The sequence below is a fragment of the Brevibacillus fulvus genome (genome assembly GCF_016908525.1).
GTDB classification, from domain to species: Bacteria; Bacillota; Bacilli; order Brevibacillales; family Brevibacillaceae; genus Brevibacillus_G; species Brevibacillus_G fulvus.
The window spans coordinates 47,805-69,756 of sequence record NZ_JAFBEB010000015.1; the positions used below are offsets into that span (position 1 = coordinate 47,805).

The following is a 21,952-nucleotide window of genomic DNA, read 5'->3' on the forward strand; positions in this document are numbered from 1 at the left end:
TCAGCTCCTCTTCACTCTTGTTTCCAGTCTCTTTCGGAAATTGAGGCCCAGATCAAATATGCCTAATATACTAAGTATATAAGTTAACAGCGGAAAAATAAATAGAAAGACAACAAGCAACGGTCCCAGTATCCTCCACCGTTTTAAATAAAATGCAAAAAAGCAAAAGCTGACACCCTGAATGGTAAACACGATATCAAGCAGAACTTTTAGGTTAAGAAAAGCGCGTTCCCAAAAGCTCCCGGTCATATTTTCACCCATCAACAGCATAATCAGCATCGCAGCAAAATAATAGATCAGCAGCGAGCGCGGAAATTTCCATTCGCGGACAGGCGGCATCGCCGGAATCGTATATTTGCAAAGCTTCAACAGCCATCGCGACAACCAATGAACCACGACACTAAAAACAATGCTGCTGCTGACAAAATATGTAGGCAAAATCATCTGTATCATATCAAATTCTTGCTCGACTGACTTCTTCCACTCATCATCCGTAACCGGCGAGGAGACCGGAAACCGCAATCCTTCATTGATGACCACCTCTTTGGCCCGATTCATCTCTGCGGCCAAATCAAAACCAAAGACAGTTGTCAGCAAAAGCAGACCAAGCAAAAATGAACCTAATACTGTAGCCGCACCAGCTATTACCGCAGGAAGACCGCTGTTTCGATTCCGGTAAAAATGCCCCATCACCGTTCCGAGCAAACCGAGAAACAGTGCTGCAAAAGCTCCGAGCGGGCCGAGGAGCAATAAACTTGCCAGGATAAAAAGAAAGACAGGTATGACCCGTTCTCTCAATCGATGCTGTCTTGCCAAATAAATAAAAGGTGTAGGCACAAGCAATAGAGCAACCATCCCTATATAGGTAGTGGTTCCGATTATCAACAGAGCGAAGGCGATGATGAAAACCAGAGCCAGTTCAACCAGCTGTCTCCCACGAGTAGGCATGGCACTACTCCTCTCTCGTAAATATGGAAAAAAAGAGGGGCACGTATCTGTGTCCCCCTTTTTCTTTATTCATTATTCAGCCGTATATGGCAGTAAAGCGACTTGACGTGCGCGTTTGATTGCGACGGTCAACATACGTTGATACTTCGCAGAAGTACCGGTTACGCGACGAGGCAAAATTTTGCCGCGTTCACTGATGAACTTTTTGAGCAGATCAGTATCTTTATAGTCGATCTTTTTGATCTTGTTTACAGTGAAGTAGCAAACTTTACGCCGTTTGTTTGGACGTCCTTTGCGTGACATAAAAGTCCCTCCTTTTCAGGAATGTGAAAGTTTCTTCTGATTTTAGCACTCCATCAGAACGGCAAGTCATCATCAGAAATGTTGATTGGCTTGCCAGCACCGGCAAAGGGATCTCCAAATGGATCAGCATCATCACGTCCGGCAGGTCTGCTCGAACCGAAGCCTGGATCGTAGCCGCCGCCTTCATTCCCGGTTCTCGTTCCGAGAAATTGGACATTTTCCGCTACAACCTCTGTCACATACACTTTTCTACCTTCTTTATTATCATAGGAACGCGTTTGCAAGCGGCCCTCCACGGCAGCTTGTCTTCCCTTGCGCAAATATGTGGCACATAAATCCGCAAGTTTCTGCCAAGCAACAATGTTAATGAAATCAGCTTCCCGCTCCCCAGCCTGATTGGTCCGGGGACGATTGATCGCCAAGGTAAAAGTAGTCACAGCTACACCGTTTGGGGTGTAACGAAGCTCCGGGTCTTTGGTCAGATTGCCGATGAGTATGACACGATTCATTTATTTGTTCCCCTCTTCCAGCGACAACAATTACTTATCTTCTCTTACGAACAGAAAACGAATAATGTCGTCGTTAATTTTCATGAGTCGCTCAGCTTCTGCTACAGCATCAGCATTCGCGTTGAAGTTCATCAGAACGTAGAATCCTTCACGGAACTTGTTGATCTCATACGCAAGACGACGTTTACCCATTTCTTGAAGTTTTGTGATTTCGCCACCGTAGTTCGTTACGATTTCACTGTAACGAGCAACATTTGCTTTCACTTTTTCTTCTTCAAGGTCTGGACGTAATACGTACATTACTTCGTATTGACGCATAACCTTTTCACCTCCTTTTGGACTAACGGCCCTGACAGGGCAAGGAGCGAGTGCCATTGAACTACATAATTTATATGCACCCAATCTAATACTCGCATTTTGATATTATAACAAACCTGTCGATATGAATCAAGGAAAAAGCCTATACGTTAAACCGGAAATGCATGACATCTCCATCTTGCACGACATATTCTTTTCCTTCCAAACGATATTTGCCTTTTTCACGAGCGGCATTGACCGAACCGGCTTCAACCAGATCATCATATGCGACGACCTCAGCCCGAATAAAGCCTCGTTCAAAGTCGGTGTGAATGACGCCTGCTGCTTGCGGCGCTTTGGTACCTTTCCGGATCGTCCAAGCTCTTACTTCTTGTACACCGGCGGTAAAATATGTGATCAAGCCGAGCAACTCATACGCGGCACGAATCAATCTGTCGAGACCGGACTCTTTCAAACCGAGCTCTTCGAGGAACATTTGCTTGTCCTCCCCTTCCAGCTCAGCAATCTCCGATTCTACTTTCGCGCTGATCACGACCACCTGTGCGCCTTCAGCCGCCGCGTGCTTTTTCACGGCTTGTACATGTGGATTTTCGTCGGCGTCAGCGATCCCATCCTCCGCTACATTGCATACATAAAGCATCGGTTTGATCGTCAACAAGTGCAGATCGCGGATCAATTTTTGCTCCTCTTCATCCAGCTCCACGCTGCGCGCGGGCCGTCCCTCGTCGAAGGCCGCCTTCAGTTTTTCCAGTACATCGAGTTCTTGTTTGGCTTCCTTGTCCCCGGCCTTTACCTTACGGCCAATCCGTTCGATTCGGCGCTCAACAGAGTCGAGATCGGCAAATACAAGCTCCAGATTAATCGTTTCAATATCGCTTAACGGATCTACCTTTCCGGCCACATGGGTAATATTCTCATCTTCAAAGCAGCGGACAACCTGGGCAATCGCGTCAACCTCGCGTATATGCGCCAAAAATTGGTTGCCTAATCCTTCACCCTTGCTCGCTCCTTTTACCAAACCGGCAATATCGACAAATTCAAAAGCGGTTGGCACCACTTTGTTCGGCACGACGATCTCGGTCAGTTTCACCAAGCGCGGGTCCGGAACCTCCACAATCCCGACATTGGGATCGATCGTACAGAACGGATAGTTGGCTGATTCTGCCCCCGCCTGCGTAATCGCATTAAACAAGGTCGATTTCCCGACGTTAGGCAGCCCTACAATTCCACATGATGCACCCATCTATATACACTCCTCGTTTTCTTTATCACATATCTTTACTATTATAAAGAGTCGCCCGACAGAATACAATGTTGCCTACGTTCATCATGTCCCATCTTAATCCGATTGTCAAAAAAACCTTTGCAGCCAAACAAAATAATCCCCTTCTCTTTATCAGAAAAAAGAAGGGGCGTTGCATTCTCTTAAAATTTAAACCGGCCAAGTACCGATTGCAGTTCTTCTGACAAATTGGCGAGAGTCGTTGCCAGAGCGGTTACTTCTTCCATGGAAGCAAGCTGTTCTTCGGCAGCTGAAGCAATATTTTGCGAACGATCCGAAGCTTGCTCCGCAATCCGGGATACCTCATCGCCACTTCGGGAAACCTCCTGCAAACTGGCTGACATTTGCTGTGTCAAGCTGGCCAACTCTTCAATTTGTTGTGAAATTTGCCCGGTAGACAGCAGAATCTCGCTGAATTTTTGCTTCGCTTCCGTAGCAATATCCATACCGGACTCCACTTCTTCTTTCACCTTGCCCATTGTCCGGATCGTTTTGGTCATGTCGCCATGAATTTCCTCAATCAGTTTGGCAATCTGCATCGTAGATTGATTGGATTGATCGGCAAGTTTTCTGACCTCGTCTGCGACAACCGAAAACCCTCGGCCGTGTTCACCGGCACGCGCCGCTTCAATCGCTGCATTTAGCGCCAATAAATTGGTTTGCGCGGAAATGTCAGATATGACTTTTAACATACCTTCAATTTCCTTTGTCCGCTGATCCAACAGTTTAACGACCGTATCGGATTCATGAACTGACTGAAAGATGGAACTCATTTGCTCTACCGTCTTTTCAATGGCCGCACCACCTGCTTGCGCCATTCCCGAGGTATCCGCGGACGATTCCGAAATGCTCCCCGAACTTTTTGCGATATGCTGCATGCCAATCGCTACCTCTTCCAATGAACGCATTGCACCCTGCAAAGAGTTTTTTTGGTCTTCCGCTCCGCTTGCTGACTCGGTAATGGAAATGGTAATTTGTTCCGTTGCCTGACTGGTCTGTTCGGCACTGATTCTCAACTCGGCTGAAGAGGTTGCAACTTGCCGACTCGAAGCATGAACCGTTTGGACAAATTTTCTCATATTTTCGATCATATGATTGAAGTCGCGGGCAAGCTCAGCGATTTCATCTTTCGACTTTACTTTTACCGCTTCTACGGTAAAATCGCCATCAGCGACTACATTTAATTTTTGGGCAATCTGCAAAATCGGTTTTGTAAAACGCCCCGCAAAATAATAAACAATCACAATCCCCGCTAAAAGAGAAATTACGCTGATCAGTCCAACCATATATAAAATAAGGTTGGCTGAACTGTTGAATTCGGAATAATATGCCCCGCAACCAACAATCCAACCCCAGTGCGGGTCCACTTCCACATAGTTGACTTTAGTTTCCACCCGGTTGACATTGCCTGGCAGTTTATATTTGTAGGTGAGGAATCCGCCGCCGCTTGTCCCGACCGAGACAATTTCTTTCCCCAGCATGACCCCGTCTTCAGTCTTCACGTCGATCAAATTCTGGCCTTCGTTGTTCGGGTTCATCACAGAAATCGCTTCTCTGTTGACTGCCCACGGATACCCTGTCTTGCCCACCAAATATTCCTGTTTCATGGGACGAACATTGTCGGCATTTTTCGGTCCCAACAATTCTTGGCGAACCTTCTCCTGCGCTTCTTCCAAGGTCAGCTTGCCGGTCTCTACCTGCTGGTTCATTAGCGTAATCATGGCGATAACCATTTTAACGTTCTGCTTCAGTTGGTTTCTGCCCGCTTCATTCAACTCGCTTTTGGTCGTCTGATAAGTGCTGATTCCGATCACGATCGTTGGAATTAACAAAACAAGAATACAAAAGATCACTAACTTGCTCCGCAGTGACTTTGTTTGCAATCTCATGTGGTCCACTCCCTTCCTACAAGCTCTGTACCCTTTTTCTTAAATCGCCAAACCAACTTCCCGTGGATGAAGCGCATTCAAACAAAAAGCACCCGGTATAGATCTGAGTGGCCATTCACTCATTCCTCCCGGGTGCAGCCTTTTATCGTTGCTGTTTTAGTTACTTTTCATTGACGAGCTTTTCCAACTCATCCAATGTTTCTTCAAAAATTTTCATGGCATCTTCGATCGGTTTTGGAGATGACATATCCACTCCCGCCGCTTTTAACACTTCAATAGGCGGTGCCGAATTGCCCGCTTCGAGGAAATGTTTCCGAATCCGTTCAACGGCAGGCTGACCTTCCTCCAGCACTTGCTTCGCTAATGCCTGTGCCGCGGCAAAGCTGGTTGAATACTGGTAGACATAGTATTGGTAGTTGATAAAATGAGGAATACGCGCCCATTCCATGGCGATTTCTTTATCGGAAATCATCGTCGTTCCATAATATTTTTTGTTAATGTCCAGGTATAGTTTCTTCAGACTCTCCGCATTCAGAGATTCCCCTGCTTGCTCCTTGTCGTGGATGGCTTTTTCAAACTCAGCAAATTGTGTTTGCCGGAACAAAGTGGAGCGGAAGTTCTCCAGATACTGATTCAGCAGATACATTTTTTCCTGCTTGGTCTTCGCCTTTGCGTACAAGCTCTTGAACAAGATCGTTTCATTCATGGTCGAAGCCACTTCAGCGGTAAAGGTCGGATAGTTGGACGTAATATACGGTTGTTTTTTATTTGTGTAGTAAGACTGCATGGCATGGCCCATTTCATGGGCAATCGTGGAAACGTCATCAGTTGTTCCCTGATAGTTCAGCAACACAAACGGATGCGTATCATATGCGCCCCATTGATATGCGCCCGTTCGTTTGTCAGGCGTCGAGTAGACATCCACCCATCCGCCGTTTAACCCTTGCTGCAACACTTTCACATACTCGTCGCCCAGAGGTTTCAATCCATCGGCAACGATCTGTTTCGCTTCCTCAAACGGAATGTAGCGATCGTCCGCTTCAACAATCGGAACATAAATATCATACATATGCAGTTCTTTAACCCCAAGCATTTTTTTCTTTAGATCCATGTAACGGTGCAATAACGGCAAGTTTTTATTCACCGTACTGATGAGTTCGTCATAAACCTTCGTCGGTATGTTGTTCGGCGTCAAGCTGGCTTCCAAGGCTGACTGGTAATGACGCGCACTGGCATAATAATTGTCGGCTTTTACTTTTGCGGAGAAAATCTGGGCAAAAGTATCCTGAAACTGTTCAAGAGTGCTGTAAAAAGCCTGAAATGCTGCCTTCCGCACCTTTGGATCTTTGCTTTCCAAATAGGTCACAAAATTTGCCTGGGTCAGCTCAACCTTCTTTCCTTGCTCATCCTTGATCTTTGGAAAGACGATATCTTTTGACAACATGCCGTAAATATTATTGGGGGAATTGGCCACTGCTGTTGATTGGGCCAGCAGTTCTTCCTCCTGCTTCGTTAACGTGTGCGGCTTGGTACGCACGATATCCGCCAAAAACATCTTATACGGTTCCAGTTCCGCCGAAGCCAGCAGACTTTTCATTTTATCATCGGGAATGGCGACGATTTCCGGTGTCATCCAGGCGGTTTTTTGTTGAACAAACGTATACAGCCGCTCTGCTGTATCGGCGAGCTCCTGCTTTTGGGGATTGGCCGAATTGACATCAAAGGAAAGATTGGCATAGACGTACACCTTGTCGTGAAGCCGTGACAGATTGCTGTAAGCATCCAACGCCTTACGCAATTCCGCAGCCGACTGCCCCAGTTTTCCCTGATACTGAGTCAGTGCATTGGCCATTTGCTCAACTTTCTCCACATCACGTTTCCACGCTGCATCATCTTTATAAATATCAGTAATTTTCCATTTGTACGCACTGGGGATTTCCTCTCTCGTTTTATAGACAGGGACTGAATCGACCGCGGCCGATACCGCAGCAGCCGCTACAGCTTGCGTGCTGTAAGGGATAAACGGTACAGCCGTGGACGTCGTAAAAGTTAAGGCTGCTATTGCAAGCATGAAAGTTTTCTTTCTGTTCACTGTTCATCGCCCCTTTTTTCGTTTCCTTTTTAGTTTATATCCATAGTTACTAATTATATCCAGTTGCACAAAAACCTTTGTATCCACAGCCTATTTTTTAAAATTGCAACTTTCTGCCTAGAACTAGCTCGATTTTATCCCCTGATTGTGAATAACTTTGTGGATAACTCTATACATTTCTCCGGCAATATCCACAAAGCCGTAATTTAACTGCAATTTTCGCCAAAAAAATATCCACAATTTCTGTGGATGTTTTGTGGATAATATTTTTTTAGTTGTTTTAGACGAATGCCCATACCTCTGGTCAGATCCTTACATAGCATATGTATTGAATCTACGGGAGGAGGTGTTTAACTAATGGGTCTTTTCAACGGAGATTTTGATGATTTTGCGTTGATTTTGGTTTTGTTCATTCTTCTCGTAATTGTTGGTGCTGCTGAAGAATAATCTGTCTCCCATCAATTCCCCGATGGACTGCGGAGAACTTACTGCCTGAATACAACCAGCAGTTTTCTCTTCGCCCATTAGTTGTACCCCGACCGGTGCCCGCTTCGCCGGTTGGGCCCTTCATACGAACCAAGCCACTTGCGTACAGTCATCATGAAAAAGGATGCCAACGATCTGGCATCCTTCTCTTTTGTTAATCCTCGTTCTCAGGTGCAGCCGCGTGCACCAGAACCTTCTTTAGTTTTCGCTCAAACTCCAACCGGGGAATCATCACACTGTGTTCGCATCCCGTACACTTGATCCGAATATCCATGCCCATGCGGATTACCTTCCAGGCGTTTTTGCCACATGGATGCGGCTTCTTCATTTCTACAATGTCCCCCAAATTAAATTGCTTCCGTTCCATTTTTACCTCCCGATTGTTTGGTCTGGTTGTTGGCCATCACCATTTTGGGATATGGAATCTCAATTCCCTGTTTTTCAAATTCCGCCTTTATCATCGCCCGCAATTTACGCGCTACCGCGAAATGCGTATTCGGGTTACATTCCGCTGTCATCCGAATCACCATGTCATGTGCGCCAAATGCCTGTACCCCCAATACCTGCGGTTCTTTGACAATATCGTCCAACTGCTGTTTGGCTTGTACCGCCACTTCAGCCAGTACCTTTTCGACATGGGTCAAGTCTTCTTCATAAGCAACTGAAACATCCACCACGGCTATGCTATTCTGCAAAGAAAAATTCGTCACCTGTGTAATGCTTCCATTGGGGATAATATGAATTTCCCCAGTCCAGCTTTTGATCCGGGTAATTCGCAAGCCAATTGTTTCAACCGTCCCCGTGAAATTATTGATGGTTACCGTATCACCTACGGCAAATTGGTCCTCAAACAAAATAAAAAAACCGGTAATCACATCGCGAACCAGGCTTTGCGCCCCAAATCCAATGGCCAGCCCCAACACTCCGGCACTGACCAATAAGGGTCTCAGGTCAAAGCCAAATTGCTGTACAACCAACAAGATCGCAACAAAATAGATTAAATAAGTAGCACCATTGTTGGCCAATTCCCGTAACGTATCAATACGTCTCTTGTCAATCAGCCCGCCTTCCCTTTTACCAAAAATCCGATTGACCGCGGCATGAATGATTTTCAGCAAAAGATTGGCTGCAACAATTATGACGATAACTTTTATCAGGGTTAAAAAAATCAGTTCCCAGCGGTTGGGATCAGTTAGATATGAAAGTACCCGAGTGTACAGCGTTTGTATAAAGTTCTGCTCTTCCATTGGCATCATCTCCTTCCCCCCTTGCTTGTCGTCTCGCACTCTTCACTATTTTACCTGTTTCCTAAAACAAGCGCCAGTTTTGCTGAGTTTTCCGAACCTCCCTAACCTTCGTTTAACAGGTTTAGATTCCGTCTATCTGGCATATACTGTGAATACTTTTAGCTTGCGGAGGTAACTATGTATCCTTTTGAACGGAAAGACGAGCATGCCTTATCCCCTTTCAAGGTCGAGTATACAAATGAACATGCGGTTGATCAGCTGAGTCACCATCTGGTACAACGTTTGCATGACCATCATGTTCCGCATGAGACCGTGATTTTGTGCATTGGCACGGATCGTTCAACCGGTGATGCATTAGGCCCGCTTGTCGGCAGCAAACTGCAATCATTTGAGCCGATGCATTTACGCGTTTATGGCACTTTGGAAAACCCCGTACATGCCATGAACCTTCAGGACAACATCGACTACATCCACCGAACTCATCCGCAATCCACTGTCATTGCGATCGATGCTTGTTTGGGGCAATATAGCAATGTCGGAAACATCAATGTGATTGATGGTCCGCTTAAGCCTGGTGCCGGTGTCAAAAAAGAACTGCCATCCGTCGGAACCTTCCATATTACAGGAATCGTTAATGTAGGCGGCTTCATGGAATATTTCGTGTTGCAAAATACGCGTTTGCATGTCGTCATGCAAATGGCTGACGTCATCGCCAAATCGCTTTTTCGCGCCGACTTGCAGTTTTCCGCGTCCAATCCCGGCATAACAGCTGCTACAACCAAACAGAGCTGATTTCCCGCTTCATCCTCTTTTTAACCTTACCTTTTTCATCATAATTGCTCCGGAATAATTTTTTTCCGCTGTTTGGCATAAAGCGTCCAAAAACGCCACGATAGCCGTTCATTCGTTTGAAAAACCGCTTTTCTTGTCGAATATTCACAAACAAAAAACAACCCGGCTTCAGCTCGGGCTGTTCCTGTAAAAGAAAAGGTATGGGTTATTGCCTTCAGTGTGCAAAAATCACCGTCAGCCATTGCACGAACGGAACTCCGATCGCCGCTATCAACAACCCAGGCAGCATATTCGCTACATTCACTTTGCGCAATTCCATAATATTGATACCGATACCGATGATCATCAGTCCCCCAACCGCGGTTACTTCGACCAAAATTTGATCAAGCAATTCTTGACTGACAAACTGATTGATCTGTGTAGACAACAACGCAATGGCTCCCTGATAAAGAAATACCGGTACTGCTGAAAGAGCAACGCCGATTCCCAAAGTCGAACTGAAAATAATTGCGGAAAAACCATCCATCATCGCTTTTGTGTACAAAATATCATGATTACCGCGCAAACCGCTGTCCATCGCTCCCAAAACCGCCATGGCTCCAATGCAATAAACTAATGTAGCAGTTACAAATCCGGTTGCGATGCTTCCTTCTTTTTTACCGCCTACCTTTTTTTCCAACCAACGTCCGAACTGATCCAACTTTGCTTCAATTTTTAAGAATCCGCCGAAAATCGAGCCTACGACAATGCTAACAATCAACAGAATAAAATTTTCTGTCTGCATGCTCATTTTCAGACCCAAAATGATAACAACGAGACCGATACCTTGCATAACGGTCTGTCTAATGGCAGCCGGAATCCCAGACAACAAGCGTCCAATTAACGCACCGACAAAAATTGCTGCTGCATTTACGATCGTCCCCAACAAGATCAAGTGCTACACGCTCCTACTTATGCTGTGTCTAAAAATGAAACGCTTCTTTGATTTCTTTTACGGCCTGCAATAAATCTCGTACATCCTGCTCTGTATTGAAAATCCCAAAGCTGACACGAACGGCGCCTTCTTTGTCTGTACCGACAGTTTGATGGGCCAACGGGGTGCAATGATAACCGGCTCTTGTTGCAATTCCATACTGTTGATCAAGAATAAAGGAAACTTCCGTGGCATCAATTCCTTCAATATTAAATGAAACGACTCCCACTCTTTCGATATCCAAACCTGGTCCGTACATTTTGATCCCGGACAGCTGGGATAATCCCTCCATCGTCATCCTGGCCAGAGTCCATTCGTGTTTGTGGATTTCCTCAACACCACGTTCCAACACAAAATTAGCGCCAGCCAATAACCCCGCCAAACCAACCGTGTTAACCGTCCCGCTTTCAAAACGCTCAGGACGTTTTTGCGGCTGATCGACTGATTCCGATTGGCTTCCGGTTCCCCCATGAATCAATGGTTCCAGTTCAAGCGAATCGTTGATATATAACCCACCCGTTCCTTGTGGGCCGTATAATCCTTTATGTCCTGGAAATGCCAGCATGTCAATGTTCATGCTTTCCACATCTATTGGCAAAATTCCCGCAGTTTGTGACGCATCGACGAGAAGCGGAATCGAATGCTCTCTAGCGATCTTACCGATTTCTTCCACCGGCAAAATCAGTCCGGTTAGATTGGAGGCATGGCTAACGACAATCAGTCGCGTATTTGCCTGGACCGCCTGCCGAAAATCTTCTGCATAAAACAATTGATCTTCTCGAGGCGCTATATAAGTGATCTCCACATTCTTTGTTCTTCGCATATATTCCAATGGCCGTCTTACCGCGTTATGTTCAATCGTTGTTGAAATGACATGATCTCCTGCTTGCAAATACCCCTTAATTGCTTGATTTAACGCCTGGGTGGCATTCAGGAAAAAAAATAAGTTATTCGGGTTTTTAATCCCAAACAACCTCGAAAGTTGGGCTCTGGTCTGAAATAATGTTTTGCCTGCTCGTTTCGACAGAGCGTGTCCGCCCCGCCCCGGATTGGCCGCATAATGATCAATTACTTCTGCCATCGCCTCTTTTACCCCTGCCGGTTTTGGCCATGTGGAAGCTGCATTATCAAGGTAGATGATTCGCATAAGTACCTCCTTGAGGTCAACTTTTACTCCAAGTTAAGCAAGTCGATAATCCGTTGTAAATCATCATTGGAGTAAAATTCGATTTCAATTTTCCCCTTTTTATTTCCTGTTTTGATCTGCACCGACGTTCCAAAACGAGAGCGAAGCCGTTCTTCCATTTGGGTCAGCGCTTGATCTTTCGCAGCTTGTTTTTTCTTTTTTGTTTCACGTGAAACATTCAGCGATTTAACGAGATCCTCCAGTTGACGAACACTTAAATCGTTTTTTATCACTTCATTTGCCAATTTCCATTGTACTTCTCCATCCTCAACTGGCAACAAAGCTCTGGCATGTCCCATTGATAAAGAAGAGTTTTGTACAAATGCGCGAATTTTTTCCGGAAGTTGTAAGAGACGCATAATATTGGCGACATGTGGTCTGCTCTTCCCCACTCGTTGCGCAAGAGCCTCTTGTGTATATGAGTATTGCCGCATCAGTTTTTCGTAAGCTTCAGCCTCTTCAATCGGATTCAAATTTTCACGCTGCAAATTTTCAATTAGCGCAATTTCCATCAGTTGCTGATCCGTATATTCTTTGATGACAACCGGCACTTTTTCCAAACCAACTTCTTTTGCCGCCCGCAATCTCCGTTCCCCAGCAACCAATTCATATCCCTTGATGCTTTTGCGAACAATCAACGGTTGAATGATTCCATGTTCTTTAATCGATTCAGCCAGTTCGGCAATCGCTGTTGGCTCAAACTCTTTCCGCGGCTGATAGGGATTCGGTCTAACTTCAGCAATTCTTGCTTCTGTTACTTGATCGCCCTCGTCCACCAAATTGGTGTTAATCAGAGCGCCTAAGCCCTTCCCCAATCCTTTGCTCATATGCCAACCACTTCCTTAGCAAGATCAGTGTACACTTCCGCTCCTCTTGAACGAGGATCGTAGGTAATAATTGCCTGCCCGTGAGATGGTGCTTCACTTAAACGAACATTGCGAGGAATAATGGTATGATAAACTTTTTCCTGAAAATACTTTTTCACTTCTTCGATAACCTGAATTCCCAAGTTGGTACGGGCATCCAGCATCGTCAGAACAACGCCCTCAATAGTCAATTGCGAATTGAGATGCTTTTGCACCAGTCTGATTGTATTCAACAATTGACTTAATCCTTCCAGAGCATAATACTCACATTGAATCGGAATTAATACGGAATCTGACGCCGTCAAGGAGTTTACTGTCAAAATCCCCAAAGATGGCGGACAGTCAATAATAATATAATCATACTTGTTTTTGACAACCTCTAAAGCCCGCTTTAATCGAACTTCACGCGAAATGGTTGGAACCAACTCAATTTCAGCACCAGCCAGTTGGATAGTAGCGGGGATAATTTGTAAACCTTCGATCGAAGTGGCTAGAGTTGCTTCAACAGGGCTGACATCATTGATCAAAACATCGTAAATACAGTATTGAACGTCTGCCTTGTTTACACCAATCCCACTCGTTGCGTTCCCTTGTGGATCAATATCAACCAACAGCACCTTTTTCCCCAGGGATGCCAAACACGCACTTAAATTTACTGCAGTCGTTGTTTTCCCTACGCCGCCTTTCTGATTGGCTACAGCAATTACTTTCCCCAACTTCTCCACCTCATTTATTCAATCTACAAACAGAATTTGCTTGCTAGTTCACAATCTGCCAAAAAGTGTTGCGATTTAGCGAAAATTTTCGTCAACAAAACCCCGTCAATTATAAAGAATCGATTAAAGGAGTGTTGGCTGTGAGAAAAAGGTCATAAACTTCTCATATCACGATCCACAAGGTAACGATTTTCCAGTTTTGCCTTCCCTATTATAACGCATTTAAAGCCGATTCTTCTGTATTTTTTCGCAGAAACCAACATTTGTGAAAAAAGAAAGCGGCTTGCTGCCGCCATCAACTTCTTACGCTATGAACGTCGTTTTGGAATCCGAATGGTAAATTGGTAATAATCATCGTAATCTTCTTCATTTGTTTCTACTGGCAAGCCGGTTTGCAAAACCATGTCAATGGACTGCCGGACTGTATTAATCGCAATTCGTGTATCTCGTGAAAATGCCTTCCATTTTGGCTTCGCTTCTTTTTCCGGCTTCGGATTTTCCGCTGCATCGAGTATTTGTTTCACGCGTGTTTCTGTCTGTTTGACATTCCAGTCCCGTTCCAAAATTTCTTGTAATACTTGAAGTTGGAGCTCAGCATCTTTCAGGGGAATCAATGCTCTCGCATGGCGCTCCGTAATCGTTCTGGCCATCAAGCAATCCTGTATCGGCTGCGGCAAATGCAACAGCCTCAATTTATTTGCGATGGTCGATTGCCCTTTGCCCAATCTTTGCGCAAGGCTCTCTTGCGTCAAGTTATGTAAATCGATCAATTTTTGATAGGCCACAGCTTCTTCGATCGCTGTCAGACCTTCCCGCTGAAGATTTTCAATCAATGCTATTGAAGCCGTCTGAGTATCATTAAATTCTTTGATAATTGCAGGTATCCGTTCCAAACCTAATTTTTTGGAAGCACGCCAGCGACGTTCCCCGGCAATCAGTTCATAGCGGTTGTTGCGAATTCGAACGACAATAGGCTGAATTAATCCGTGAGTACGAATCGTTTGACATAGTTCCTCGAGTTTTTCGTCATCAAATACTGTGCGGGGCTGATAAGGATTTGCTACAACCTCATCAACGGGTATTTGGCGAATTTCTTCGCTCTCCGTTTTCTCGGATAAACCAAACATTCGTGAAAACTGGTCTTTGACTGCCACACCGACCCCCCCTTTTTCAATCAAACATGGAAACATGGCGAAATCTCCGGACAACAGCAACATGCTCCCGTTTTATCTACAGCTTTTACTGGATCAAAAGCAACGATCACTTGTTTTATACAAATAATTCTTCATATTTTTAAGGATTCCTGCCAATCCCCTCGCCATTTGCATGTTAATTTTCCGTTGCGTAATTGTTTCACGTGAAACGTTTCACTCACAGCAATGGCTTTTTGGCAGGAATCCCGGCTTTGCGCGGATACGCTTTTGGCGTTTGTTCCGTTTTTCCGATAATGACAATATTCCGCTCACCTGCTTCTTCCATCAACTGAAAGGTCTCTACTTTGGTTGTTTTGGCTCCTAAAGTCTTGATCGCTTTTTTGGCCTCATTTAACTCCACGGAAATATCTGCACCTTTCATCGCAATAAAATGCCCAAGCGGACGAACAAATGGGATGCAGTATTCTGCCAACACGTTTAATCTTGCCACCGCTCTTGCAATCGATAAATCGTAAGCTTCCCGATACTTCCCATCTTGACCCAAGTCTTCCGCTCGTCCATGGATGGGATTGAAATTTTGCAGATCAAGCTCATTGCTAACGTGCTGCAAAAATGCGATACGCTTTTGCAGCGAATCAATCACGGAGATTTGCAAGTGCGGAAAACAGATTTTCAGGGGAACGCTGGGAAACCCGGCGCCTCCCCCGATATCGACCACCGTGTTGACCTCATGCAAAGGAAAATAGAATGCCGGCGTAATGGAGTCATAGAAATGTTTGGTGTATACTTGCCCCTCTTCCGTGATCGCCGTCAAATTCATTTTTTCGTTCCACTCCACCAACAGGCGAAAATACAAGTCAAACTGATTGATCTGCTCTGCTGCTAGCTGAATTCCTTTCTCCGCCAAAACGGAAACAAACTGCTCTTTATTCATACAGTCTCTCCTTAATTTGCCGTACTGGTAACTCGCCCGTATTGTTCCAGATAGATCATTAATACAGAAATATCTGCTGGGTTCACACCGGAAATCCGCGAAGCCTGACCAATATTCAACGGGCGGATTTTATTCATTTTTTCCCGCGCTTCCTTGGACATACCCATAATTTCGTCATAGTTGATGTCCTGTGGAATTTTTCTTTCCTCCACCTTCTTCATCCGCTCTACTTGCTGGAGTGATTTGCGGATATATCCATCGTATTTGATTTGAATTTCTACTTGCTCGGCAACATCTGTCGGAAGTTCCCCTTCCGGTGGAGCGATTTTGCGGATATGTTCGTAGGTGATCTCCGGACGGCGAAGCAGTTGGGCCAATTCCAGTACTTCTGTCAGTTCAGGGGTACCCGCTTCCCGCAATACTTCTTGCACTTGAGGTTGATCAGGCCGGACACGGATACTCAATATGCGTTCTTTTTCTTTTTCGATCATTTCTCGTTTCTGGCAAAAACGTCTGTACCGTTCTTCACTGATCAAGCCGATTTCATACCCAATATCAGTCAAACGGAGGTCAGCATTGTCATGGCGAAGCAACAAACGATATTCCGCACGAGACGTAAGCAAACGATAAGGTTCGTTTGTTCCCTTGGTGACCAGATCGTCAATCAAGACGCCAATATAAGCCTGATCGCGTCCCAAAATGACCGGCTCTTTCTTCTGTACCTTTCTGGCAGCGTTAATTCCGGCCATCAGACCTTGTCCTGCCGCTTCTTCATAACCAGAGGTCCCGTTGATTTGACCTGCCGTGAACAAGCCTTCGATCAGCTTTGTCTCCAGCGATGGCCAAAGTTGGGTAGGAACGATCGCATCGTACTCGATCGCGTAACCAGGGCGCATCATTTTCACATTCTCCATGCCCGCCATCGAGCGCAACATCGACAACTGGACATCCTCCGGCAAGCTGGTGGACATGCCCTGGACATACATTTCCTCGGTGTTTCTGCCTTCCGGTTCAATAAACACTTGGTGACGCGGCTTATCATTAAAGCGCACGACTTTGTCTTCAATTGACGGACAGTATCGCGGTCCGGTTCCTTCGATCACGCCGGAATACATCGGTGCGCGATGCAAATTGCTGCTGATCAATTCATGCGTTTCCTCATTGGTATAGGTCAACCAGCAAGGTAGCTGATCCATGATATACTCGGTTGTTTCATAGGAGAATGCCCGTGGCACCGTATCGCCAGGCTGGATCTCCATCTTATTGAAGTCGAGACTGCTTTTGTGAACCCGCGGCGGAGTTCCTGTTTTAAAGCGTACCAGTTCGAAGCCTAATTCTTTCAGGTGATGGGCAAGGCGGATCGACGGGCGCATGTTGTTGGGACCGCTCTCGTATTGCAGTTCACCGAGAATGATTTTGCCACGCAAATAAGTGCCGGTCGTTAACACTACGGCTTTGGCCGAATATCGTGCCCCCGTTTGTGTGATCACCCCTTCACAAACACCATTATTGACGATCAGTTCTTCGACCATCGCTTGGCGCAAAATCAGATTCGGCGTATTCTCGATGGTTTGTTTCATTTGGTGCTGATAAGCAAATTTGTCCGCTTGCGCCCGCAATGCGTGCACCGCCGGTCCTTTCCCGGTGTTCAACATTCTCATTTGAATATGTGTCTTGTCAGTATTTCTGCCCATTTCCCCGCCCAGAGCATCAATTTCCCGAACGACATGTCCTTTGGCGGGACCTCCGACGGACGGATTGCAAGGCATGTAGGCGACAGCATCAAGATTAATCGTTAACAACAGTGTACTGCAGCCCATTCGCGCCGCTGCCAATGCGGACTCACATCCGGCATGGCCGGCTCCGATCACGATCACATCAAACGAGCCAGCATCATAAGTAGTACTCATCGATTTTCTCTCCTTATAGACATCCTTCGTTATTTTCCCAAGCAAAATTGCGAAAAGATTTGATCAATCAAGTCTTCGCCAACACTTTCACCAATCACTTCACCAAGCAGTTCCCATGCTTTTTTTATATCAATCTGGATCATATCAACAGGCATTCGCTGCTCAATTCCCTCAATGGCATCCGCGATCGCCTGCTGTGACTGACGCAGCAAATTGACATGGCGAGCATTACTCACATAAGTCAAATCTTCTTGTTGCACTCGGCCGGTGAAAAAAATATCGGCGATCGCCCGCTCCAGCAACTCAATCCCCTTTTCCTCTTTAACAGAGGTCATTATGACCGGCTGATTCGGGAAATGGCGTTTTACCTCTTCCAAATCGATTCTCTGCGGCAAGTCGAACTTGTTAATAATGATGATCACATTCATCCCGCTGACAGCGGCAAAGATCGACCGATCATCAGGCTGCAACGGTTCATTATAGTTTAGAACGAGCAGAATGAGATCGGCTTGTTGCAAGGTTTGCCGAGAGCGTTCTACCCCGATTTGCTCGACAATGTCCTCTGTTTCGCGAATTCCGGCTGTGTCGATCAGACGCAACGGAACTCCCCGAACATTGACAAATTCCTCAATCACATCCCGGGTGGTTCCGGCGACATCGGTAACAATCGCCTTCTCTTCCTGAACGAGGCTGTTTAATAAGGATGATTTCCCAACGTTCGGACGGCCGACAATCGCAGTTGCCAAACCTTCGCGCAAGATTTTTCCTTGTTTGGCTGTATCCAGCATGCGGGCAATCTGTTGATTTACTTCTTGGCATTTGCCAAGCAAAAGCTGGTTGGTAACCGATTCTACATCATGCTCCGGATAATCAAGCGTTACTTCGATGTGAGCCATCGCTTCCAGCAAGTTTTGCCGCAAGTCCCGAATCATGCGGGATAGCTTTCCCTCTACCTGGGACAAGGCTGCCTTCATCGCTCGATCCGTTTTGGCTCGGATCAAGTCGATGACCGCTTCCGCTTGCGAAAGATCGATTCGGCCGTTGAGAAACGCCCGTTTGGTAAATTCCCCGGGCTCCGCCAAACGAGCTCCATTTTCCAGGATTAAATCCAAAACTCGTTGAACAGAAATGATTCCTCCGTGACAATTTACCTCGACAACATCCTCTCGCGTAAAGGTACGCGGCGCTCTCATCACAGAGACCAACACTTCCTCCACCCGTTCGTCCGTTTTCGGGTCGATCAAGAAACCATAATGTATCGTATGACTATCCACAGTCATTAACGGTTGTTTTCCTTTATAAATACGATCCACAATTTCCAACGATTCCGGACCGCTTACGCGAATAACCGCAATTCCTCCCTCTCCCATCGGAGTAGCGACGGCAGCAATCGTATCCATTTCCAATTCACATTCACCTCGATTTATCCCCACGGGAGTAAGCTTCTAACTAATTAGCTTAACAGATCAGCTTGAAAAAAAACATACCATTGCATCAATCGTCAATCGGAAAATATCCACATGTGGATTTCATTCCACCCCACAGGAATTTATCCACAAAGCGATCCATTCCAGCAACAGCGAAAAAAGCAACCTTCCTTGCAAGGTTGCCAAGCTTTATCCACAGTATGTACCCATTTTACATCTTCAAAACCATTTTGACCAATATCCACAGCAGATCAACTGCAAATACAGCCGATTTATTCCAATTGCAAAAGCATAAAAAAAGCCTCTGTTTCCGATCGAAACAGAGACTGTAACATTTTACTATGAAGTTTATCCTTCCTTGGGAGCAATTACGATATAGCGATTTGGTTCTTCTCCTTCACTATACGTATAAACATCCGTCCAATCCTGGAGGAAAGCATGGATAATTTTTCGTTCGACAGCTGTCATCGGTTCCAACGCAATGGCGCGATGCTGCTGAAGAGCTTTTCGCGCAGTCCGCTCCGCCAGATGTTCCAATGTTTCCTTGCGTCGCGAGCGGTAATTCTCTGCATCCAAGTTAATCCGCACATGCTGTTCGGCATGCCGGTTTGCCACTACATTTACCAAATATTGCAGCGCATCCAAGGTTTGTCCTCTACGGCCGATGATCATTCCAAGATTTTCGCCCTGTATGTCAAACAAAACTCCGTCTTCTACGGGGCGGGATTCGATGTTTGCCTGTACTTGCATATTCTGCAAAACTTCTGCAAGAAAGTCGCGTCCCAGCTGGATCGGGTCAGCATGATATTCCACTTCCACTTTGGCCTCACGTGATCCGATCAGTCCAAACAATCCCTTGCTAGGCTCCTCCAAAACCCGAATCGAAACGTTTTCCCGCGAAGCATGCAGTTCCGACAAGGCTTTGTCAATGGCTTCATCAATCGTTTTTGCCGTAGTCACCACCTTTTTCACTTGGCGGTTCCCTCCTTAGGACGTAACTCCTTACCCGTATTGCGGTAAAGAAAGTAGGTTTGCACAATCGTGAACAGGTTGCCGTATACCCAGTACAAGGAAAGTGCGGAGGGCAACGTTACCCCGATGGCCAAGATCATCAACGGCATCATGATCAACATCATCTGCATTTGCGGGTTGTTCTGGGCAGTTGCCGCCCCCATCATCTTTTGCTGCAAGAAGGTGGTCACTGCCGCGATAATCGGCAAAATATAATACGGATCTTTCGCACCAAGCGACATCCACAGGAAAGTATGCTCTTTAATCTCAGGCGTACGAATAATCGCATGGTAAAAGGCGATCAAAATTGGCATTTGCACCAGCATTGGCAAGCAACCGGCCAACGGATTGACGTTGTTCTTTTGGAACAGCAGCATCGTTTCTTGCTGTGCCTTTTGCGGATCATTCTTGTACTTCTCGCGGATTTTTTGCAATTCCGGCTGAAGCACCTGCATCATCTTGGAGCTTTTGATTTGCTTGATCATCAGTGGCAGGATCAGCAAGCGAATCAGGATGGTTGCAACCAATATCCCCAGTCCGTAGCTTCCTCCCAACAGAAATGTTGCTTCTTTAATTAACCAGGAAAGCGGCCAAACAAAATAATGGTCCCAGATCCCCGTCGCTTCCGGGCCGACTGGCTGCGCATTTTGCACACTGCCGCATCCCGCAAGAATAACAACCAGGAAAGCCAGTAATAATACGTTGCGGATATGTTTGCGCAAAGGAAAAGTCCTCCTTATAGTAAGATTCCTCTATTGTTTGTATTTATCAGGCACCGGATCAAAACCGCCTGGATGAAAAGGATGACATTTGGCAATTCGCTTGGCGGCCAGCCACCCGCCTCTCCAGATCCCAAAGCGGCCAATCGCTTCAATCGCATAATGGGAACAGGTGGGGGCAAAGCGACAAGTTGGCGGCTTCAGCGGGGAAATAAACAATTGGTAGCCGCGAATCAACCAGATGAACAGCTTTGCCATTGTCATTCAACCTCTTTTGGAATTATGTACAACTGACTGTCTCAGCAGTTTTGCACGCTTCAATACGTGCCGCAATGACTGAGTAATCGTCTCCAGACTCATCTGCTCAATCCCCTGCCGTGCAATTACAATGAAATCCATATCGGCAAGAATCTCATCCTCCAGTGCGGCAAGAGCTTCCCGGATCAGCCGCTTCACACGGTTACGCGTGACAGCGTTGCCAATCTTTTTGCTTACAGAGATGCCGGCACGAAATACAGCTTGTCCCTCTCTCCTTGCAAAATAGATGACAAATTGTTTATTGGCAGACGAACTCCCCTGTTGAAAGATCTTTTGAAACTCTTCGTTTTTCCTCAAGCGATGTGAACGATGCAAGGTAAACAACCCCTAACATCCTAATTATAGTAAAAAAAAGCCGCAGCATCCACCAGTATATCCTTGTTTCGTTCACTTTTTTCCTACAAAAATCGCATGTATGAAAAAAAGGCCACTCAAACTGTGGCCTATGCAGATAATACTTTTCTACCTTTACGACGACGGGCAGCCAAAACTTTACGGCCATTTTTCGTGCTCATACGTTTACGGAACCCATGGTCTTTTTTACGTTTGCGATTATTTGGATTAAAACTAGGTTTCATTGAATTACACCTCCGTCCTCAAAGGCATTCTTTCGCATTATAAGAACTATTGCCGAAAAAGTCAAGGCTACCCCTACCAAATCAGCTGCCAGAAAATATCCCCAAAAAATTATTTCCCTGGCCTGTGGATAAAAAAATATCCACAACAGCGGATTTCGACAAAGTTATCGACAACCTTTACACAAAATATAGGGGTGTTGATAGTTTTCATCCACAAGTGATTGTGTTTGTGGATAACTTCCAAAAAACCATTGATATCACTCATTTTATCTGTTATCATGTTTTTGTTTTGAA

The 21,952-nt window shown here is 45.7% G+C and carries 24 protein-coding genes; 1 reads left to right on the forward strand and 23 read right to left on the reverse strand.

Going from position 1 to position 21,952, the window contains the following annotated elements:
• From JOD01_RS16875 to JOD01_RS16920, 10 genes are all read right to left on the reverse strand, one after another.
• On the reverse strand, positions 1-948 hold the full coding sequence (locus JOD01_RS16875; RefSeq protein ID WP_204519487.1) for a DUF2232 domain-containing protein: 948 nt from the start codon (positions 946-948) through the stop codon (positions 1-3).
• Between the two features lie 72 nt (positions 949-1,020).
• Positions 1,021-1,251: a 30S ribosomal protein S18 gene (gene rpsR / locus JOD01_RS16880; RefSeq protein WP_204519488.1), complete on the reverse strand. Its 231-nt coding sequence runs from the start codon at positions 1,249-1,251 to the stop codon at positions 1,021-1,023.
• A 53-nt stretch (positions 1,252-1,304) separates the two neighbouring features.
• Complete coding sequence (locus tag JOD01_RS16885) at positions 1,305-1,760, reverse strand: single-stranded DNA-binding protein (RefSeq protein ID WP_204519489.1); 456 nt, start codon at positions 1,758-1,760, stop codon at positions 1,305-1,307.
• Positions 1,761-1,790: 30 nt separating this feature from the next.
• Entirely contained in the window at positions 1,791-2,078 is a 288-nt protein-coding gene (rpsF, locus tag JOD01_RS16890; protein WP_204519490.1) for a 30S ribosomal protein S6, read from the reverse strand.
• 142 nt (positions 2,079-2,220) lie between these two features.
• Positions 2,221-3,321 carry a redox-regulated ATPase YchF gene (gene ychF / locus JOD01_RS16895; protein ID WP_204519491.1) on the reverse strand — a complete coding sequence of 367 codons (1,101 nt, stop codon included), beginning with the start codon at positions 3,319-3,321 and terminating at the stop codon, positions 2,221-2,223.
• Positions 3,322-3,503: 182 nt separating this feature from the next.
• The gene (locus tag JOD01_RS16900) at positions 3,504-5,249 is read right to left on the reverse strand and encodes a methyl-accepting chemotaxis protein (protein ID WP_204519492.1); all 1,746 of its coding nucleotides are present in this window, start codon (positions 5,247-5,249) and stop codon (positions 3,504-3,506) included.
• Between the two features lie 160 nt (positions 5,250-5,409).
• Entirely contained in the window at positions 5,410-7,320 is a 1,911-nt protein-coding gene (pepF, locus tag JOD01_RS16905; protein WP_204519522.1) for an oligoendopeptidase F, read from the reverse strand.
• Positions 7,321-7,695: 375 nt separating this feature from the next.
• Positions 7,696-7,866, reverse strand: a complete 171-nt coding sequence (locus JOD01_RS20100) for a hypothetical protein (protein ID WP_425550342.1) — start codon at positions 7,864-7,866, stop codon at positions 7,696-7,698.
• A 115-nt stretch (positions 7,867-7,981) separates the two neighbouring features.
• Entirely contained in the window at positions 7,982-8,194 is a 213-nt protein-coding gene (locus JOD01_RS16915) for a DUF951 domain-containing protein (protein WP_204519494.1), read from the reverse strand.
• Positions 8,175-9,074 (reverse strand): mechanosensitive ion channel family protein, encoded by a 900-nt coding sequence (locus JOD01_RS16920; protein WP_204519523.1) that lies wholly within the window; start codon positions 9,072-9,074, stop codon positions 8,175-8,177. Before JOD01_RS16920 ends, JOD01_RS16915 begins: the two co-directional genes overlap by 20 nt.
• A gap of 177 nt (positions 9,075-9,251) precedes the next feature.
• On the opposite strand from JOD01_RS16920, the gene yyaC reads away from it, so the two are divergent.
• Positions 9,252-9,866 carry a spore protease YyaC gene (gene yyaC, locus JOD01_RS16925; RefSeq protein WP_204519495.1) on the forward strand — a complete coding sequence of 205 codons (615 nt, stop codon included), beginning with the start codon at positions 9,252-9,254 and terminating at the stop codon, positions 9,864-9,866.
• A gap of 214 nt (positions 9,867-10,080) precedes the next feature.
• Here yyaC and JOD01_RS16930 read toward each other — a convergent pair whose 3' ends face one another.
• The 13 genes from JOD01_RS16930 to rpmH all read right to left on the reverse strand — a co-directional run bounded on the left by JOD01_RS16930 (position 10,081) and on the right by rpmH (position 21,658).
• Entirely contained in the window at positions 10,081-10,800 is a 720-nt protein-coding gene (locus JOD01_RS16930) for a DUF554 domain-containing protein (RefSeq protein ID WP_204519496.1), read from the reverse strand.
• Between the two features lie 28 nt (positions 10,801-10,828).
• Positions 10,829-11,986, reverse strand: coding sequence for an aminotransferase class V-fold PLP-dependent enzyme (locus tag JOD01_RS16935; RefSeq protein ID WP_204519497.1), 1,158 nt, complete (start codon positions 11,984-11,986; stop codon positions 10,829-10,831).
• A gap of 23 nt (positions 11,987-12,009) precedes the next feature.
• Positions 12,010-12,852: a ParB/RepB/Spo0J family partition protein gene (locus JOD01_RS16940; protein WP_204519498.1), complete on the reverse strand. Its 843-nt coding sequence runs from the start codon at positions 12,850-12,852 to the stop codon at positions 12,010-12,012.
• The gene (locus JOD01_RS16945; protein ID WP_204519499.1) at positions 12,849-13,607 is read right to left on the reverse strand and encodes a ParA family protein; all 759 of its coding nucleotides are present in this window, start codon (positions 13,605-13,607) and stop codon (positions 12,849-12,851) included. The genes JOD01_RS16940 and JOD01_RS16945 overlap by 4 nt, the downstream gene beginning before the upstream one ends.
• Before the next feature lie 308 nt (positions 13,608-13,915).
• On the reverse strand, positions 13,916-14,761 hold the full coding sequence (gene noc, locus JOD01_RS16950; protein ID WP_204519500.1) for a nucleoid occlusion protein: 846 nt from the start codon (positions 14,759-14,761) through the stop codon (positions 13,916-13,918).
• A 217-nt stretch (positions 14,762-14,978) separates the two neighbouring features.
• Positions 14,979-15,695: a 16S rRNA (guanine(527)-N(7))-methyltransferase RsmG gene (gene rsmG, locus JOD01_RS16955; RefSeq protein WP_204519501.1), complete on the reverse strand. Its 717-nt coding sequence runs from the start codon at positions 15,693-15,695 to the stop codon at positions 14,979-14,981.
• Positions 15,696-15,706: 11 nt separating this feature from the next.
• Positions 15,707-17,605 (reverse strand): tRNA uridine-5-carboxymethylaminomethyl(34) synthesis enzyme MnmG, encoded by a 1,899-nt coding sequence (gene mnmG / locus JOD01_RS16960; RefSeq protein WP_204519502.1) that lies wholly within the window; start codon positions 17,603-17,605, stop codon positions 15,707-15,709.
• Between the two features lie 29 nt (positions 17,606-17,634).
• Positions 17,635-19,011: a tRNA uridine-5-carboxymethylaminomethyl(34) synthesis GTPase MnmE gene (mnmE, locus tag JOD01_RS16965; RefSeq protein WP_204519524.1), complete on the reverse strand. Its 1,377-nt coding sequence runs from the start codon at positions 19,009-19,011 to the stop codon at positions 17,635-17,637.
• Between the two features lie 369 nt (positions 19,012-19,380).
• A complete protein-coding gene (gene jag, locus JOD01_RS16970; RefSeq protein ID WP_204519503.1) occupies positions 19,381-20,004 on the reverse strand; it encodes an RNA-binding cell elongation regulator Jag/EloR in 624 nt (207 codons plus the stop codon).
• Positions 20,001-20,765: a membrane protein insertase YidC gene (yidC, locus tag JOD01_RS16975; protein ID WP_204519504.1), complete on the reverse strand. Its 765-nt coding sequence runs from the start codon at positions 20,763-20,765 to the stop codon at positions 20,001-20,003. Before yidC ends, jag begins: the two co-directional genes overlap by 4 nt.
• A gap of 30 nt (positions 20,766-20,795) precedes the next feature.
• On the reverse strand, positions 20,796-21,020 hold the full coding sequence (gene yidD, locus JOD01_RS16980; protein WP_204519505.1) for a membrane protein insertion efficiency factor YidD: 225 nt from the start codon (positions 21,018-21,020) through the stop codon (positions 20,796-20,798).
• A 6-nt stretch (positions 21,021-21,026) separates the two neighbouring features.
• A complete protein-coding gene (rnpA, locus tag JOD01_RS16985; protein ID WP_204519506.1) occupies positions 21,027-21,395 on the reverse strand; it encodes a ribonuclease P protein component in 369 nt (122 codons plus the stop codon).
• A gap of 128 nt (positions 21,396-21,523) precedes the next feature.
• Complete coding sequence (rpmH, locus tag JOD01_RS16990) at positions 21,524-21,658, reverse strand: 50S ribosomal protein L34 (protein ID WP_003388866.1); 135 nt, start codon at positions 21,656-21,658, stop codon at positions 21,524-21,526.
• Positions 21,659-21,952: the final 294 nt, after the last annotated feature.

Coding starts and splice junctions, on each gene's coding strand:
- JOD01_RS16875 (WP_204519487.1), bottom strand. CDS start 948: ATGCCTACTCGTGGGAGACAGCTGGTTGAACTGGCTCTGGTTTTCATC.
- rpsR (WP_204519488.1), bottom strand. CDS start 1,251: ATGTCACGCAAAGGACGTCCAAACAAACGGCGTAAAGTTTGCTACTTC.
- JOD01_RS16885 (WP_204519489.1), bottom strand. CDS start 1,760: ATGAATCGTGTCATACTCATCGGCAATCTGACCAAAGACCCGGAGCTT.
- rpsF (WP_204519490.1), bottom strand. CDS start 2,078: ATGCGTCAATACGAAGTAATGTACGTATTACGTCCAGACCTTGAAGAA.
- ychF (WP_204519491.1), bottom strand. CDS start 3,321: ATGGGTGCATCATGTGGAATTGTAGGGCTGCCTAACGTCGGGAAATCG.
- JOD01_RS16900 (WP_204519492.1), bottom strand. CDS start 5,249: ATGAGATTGCAAACAAAGTCACTGCGGAGCAAGTTAGTGATCTTTTGT.
- pepF (WP_204519522.1), bottom strand. CDS start 7,320: ATGCTTGCAATAGCAGCCTTAACTTTTACGACGTCCACGGCTGTACCG.
- JOD01_RS20100 (WP_425550342.1), bottom strand. CDS start 7,866: ATGGGCGAAGAGAAAACTGCTGGTTGTATTCAGGCAGTAAGTTCTCCG.
- JOD01_RS16915 (WP_204519494.1), bottom strand. CDS start 8,194: ATGGAACGGAAGCAATTTAATTTGGGGGACATTGTAGAAATGAAGAAG.
- JOD01_RS16920 (WP_204519523.1), bottom strand. CDS start 9,074: ATGGAAGAGCAGAACTTTATACAAACGCTGTACACTCGGGTACTTTCA.
- yyaC (WP_204519495.1), top strand. CDS start 9,252: ATGTATCCTTTTGAACGGAAAGACGAGCATGCCTTATCCCCTTTCAAG.
- JOD01_RS16935 (WP_204519497.1), bottom strand. CDS start 11,986: ATGCGAATCATCTACCTTGATAATGCAGCTTCCACATGGCCAAAACCG.
- JOD01_RS16940 (WP_204519498.1), bottom strand. CDS start 12,852: ATGAGCAAAGGATTGGGGAAGGGCTTAGGCGCTCTGATTAACACCAAT.
- rsmG (WP_204519501.1), bottom strand. CDS start 15,695: ATGAATAAAGAGCAGTTTGTTTCCGTTTTGGCGGAGAAAGGAATTCAG.
- mnmG (WP_204519502.1), bottom strand. CDS start 17,605: ATGAGTACTACTTATGATGCTGGCTCGTTTGATGTGATCGTGATCGGA.
- yidD (WP_204519505.1), bottom strand. CDS start 21,020: ATGGCAAAGCTGTTCATCTGGTTGATTCGCGGCTACCAATTGTTTATT.
- rpmH (WP_003388866.1), bottom strand. CDS start 21,658: ATGAAACCTAGTTTTAATCCAAATAATCGCAAACGTAAAAAAGACCAT.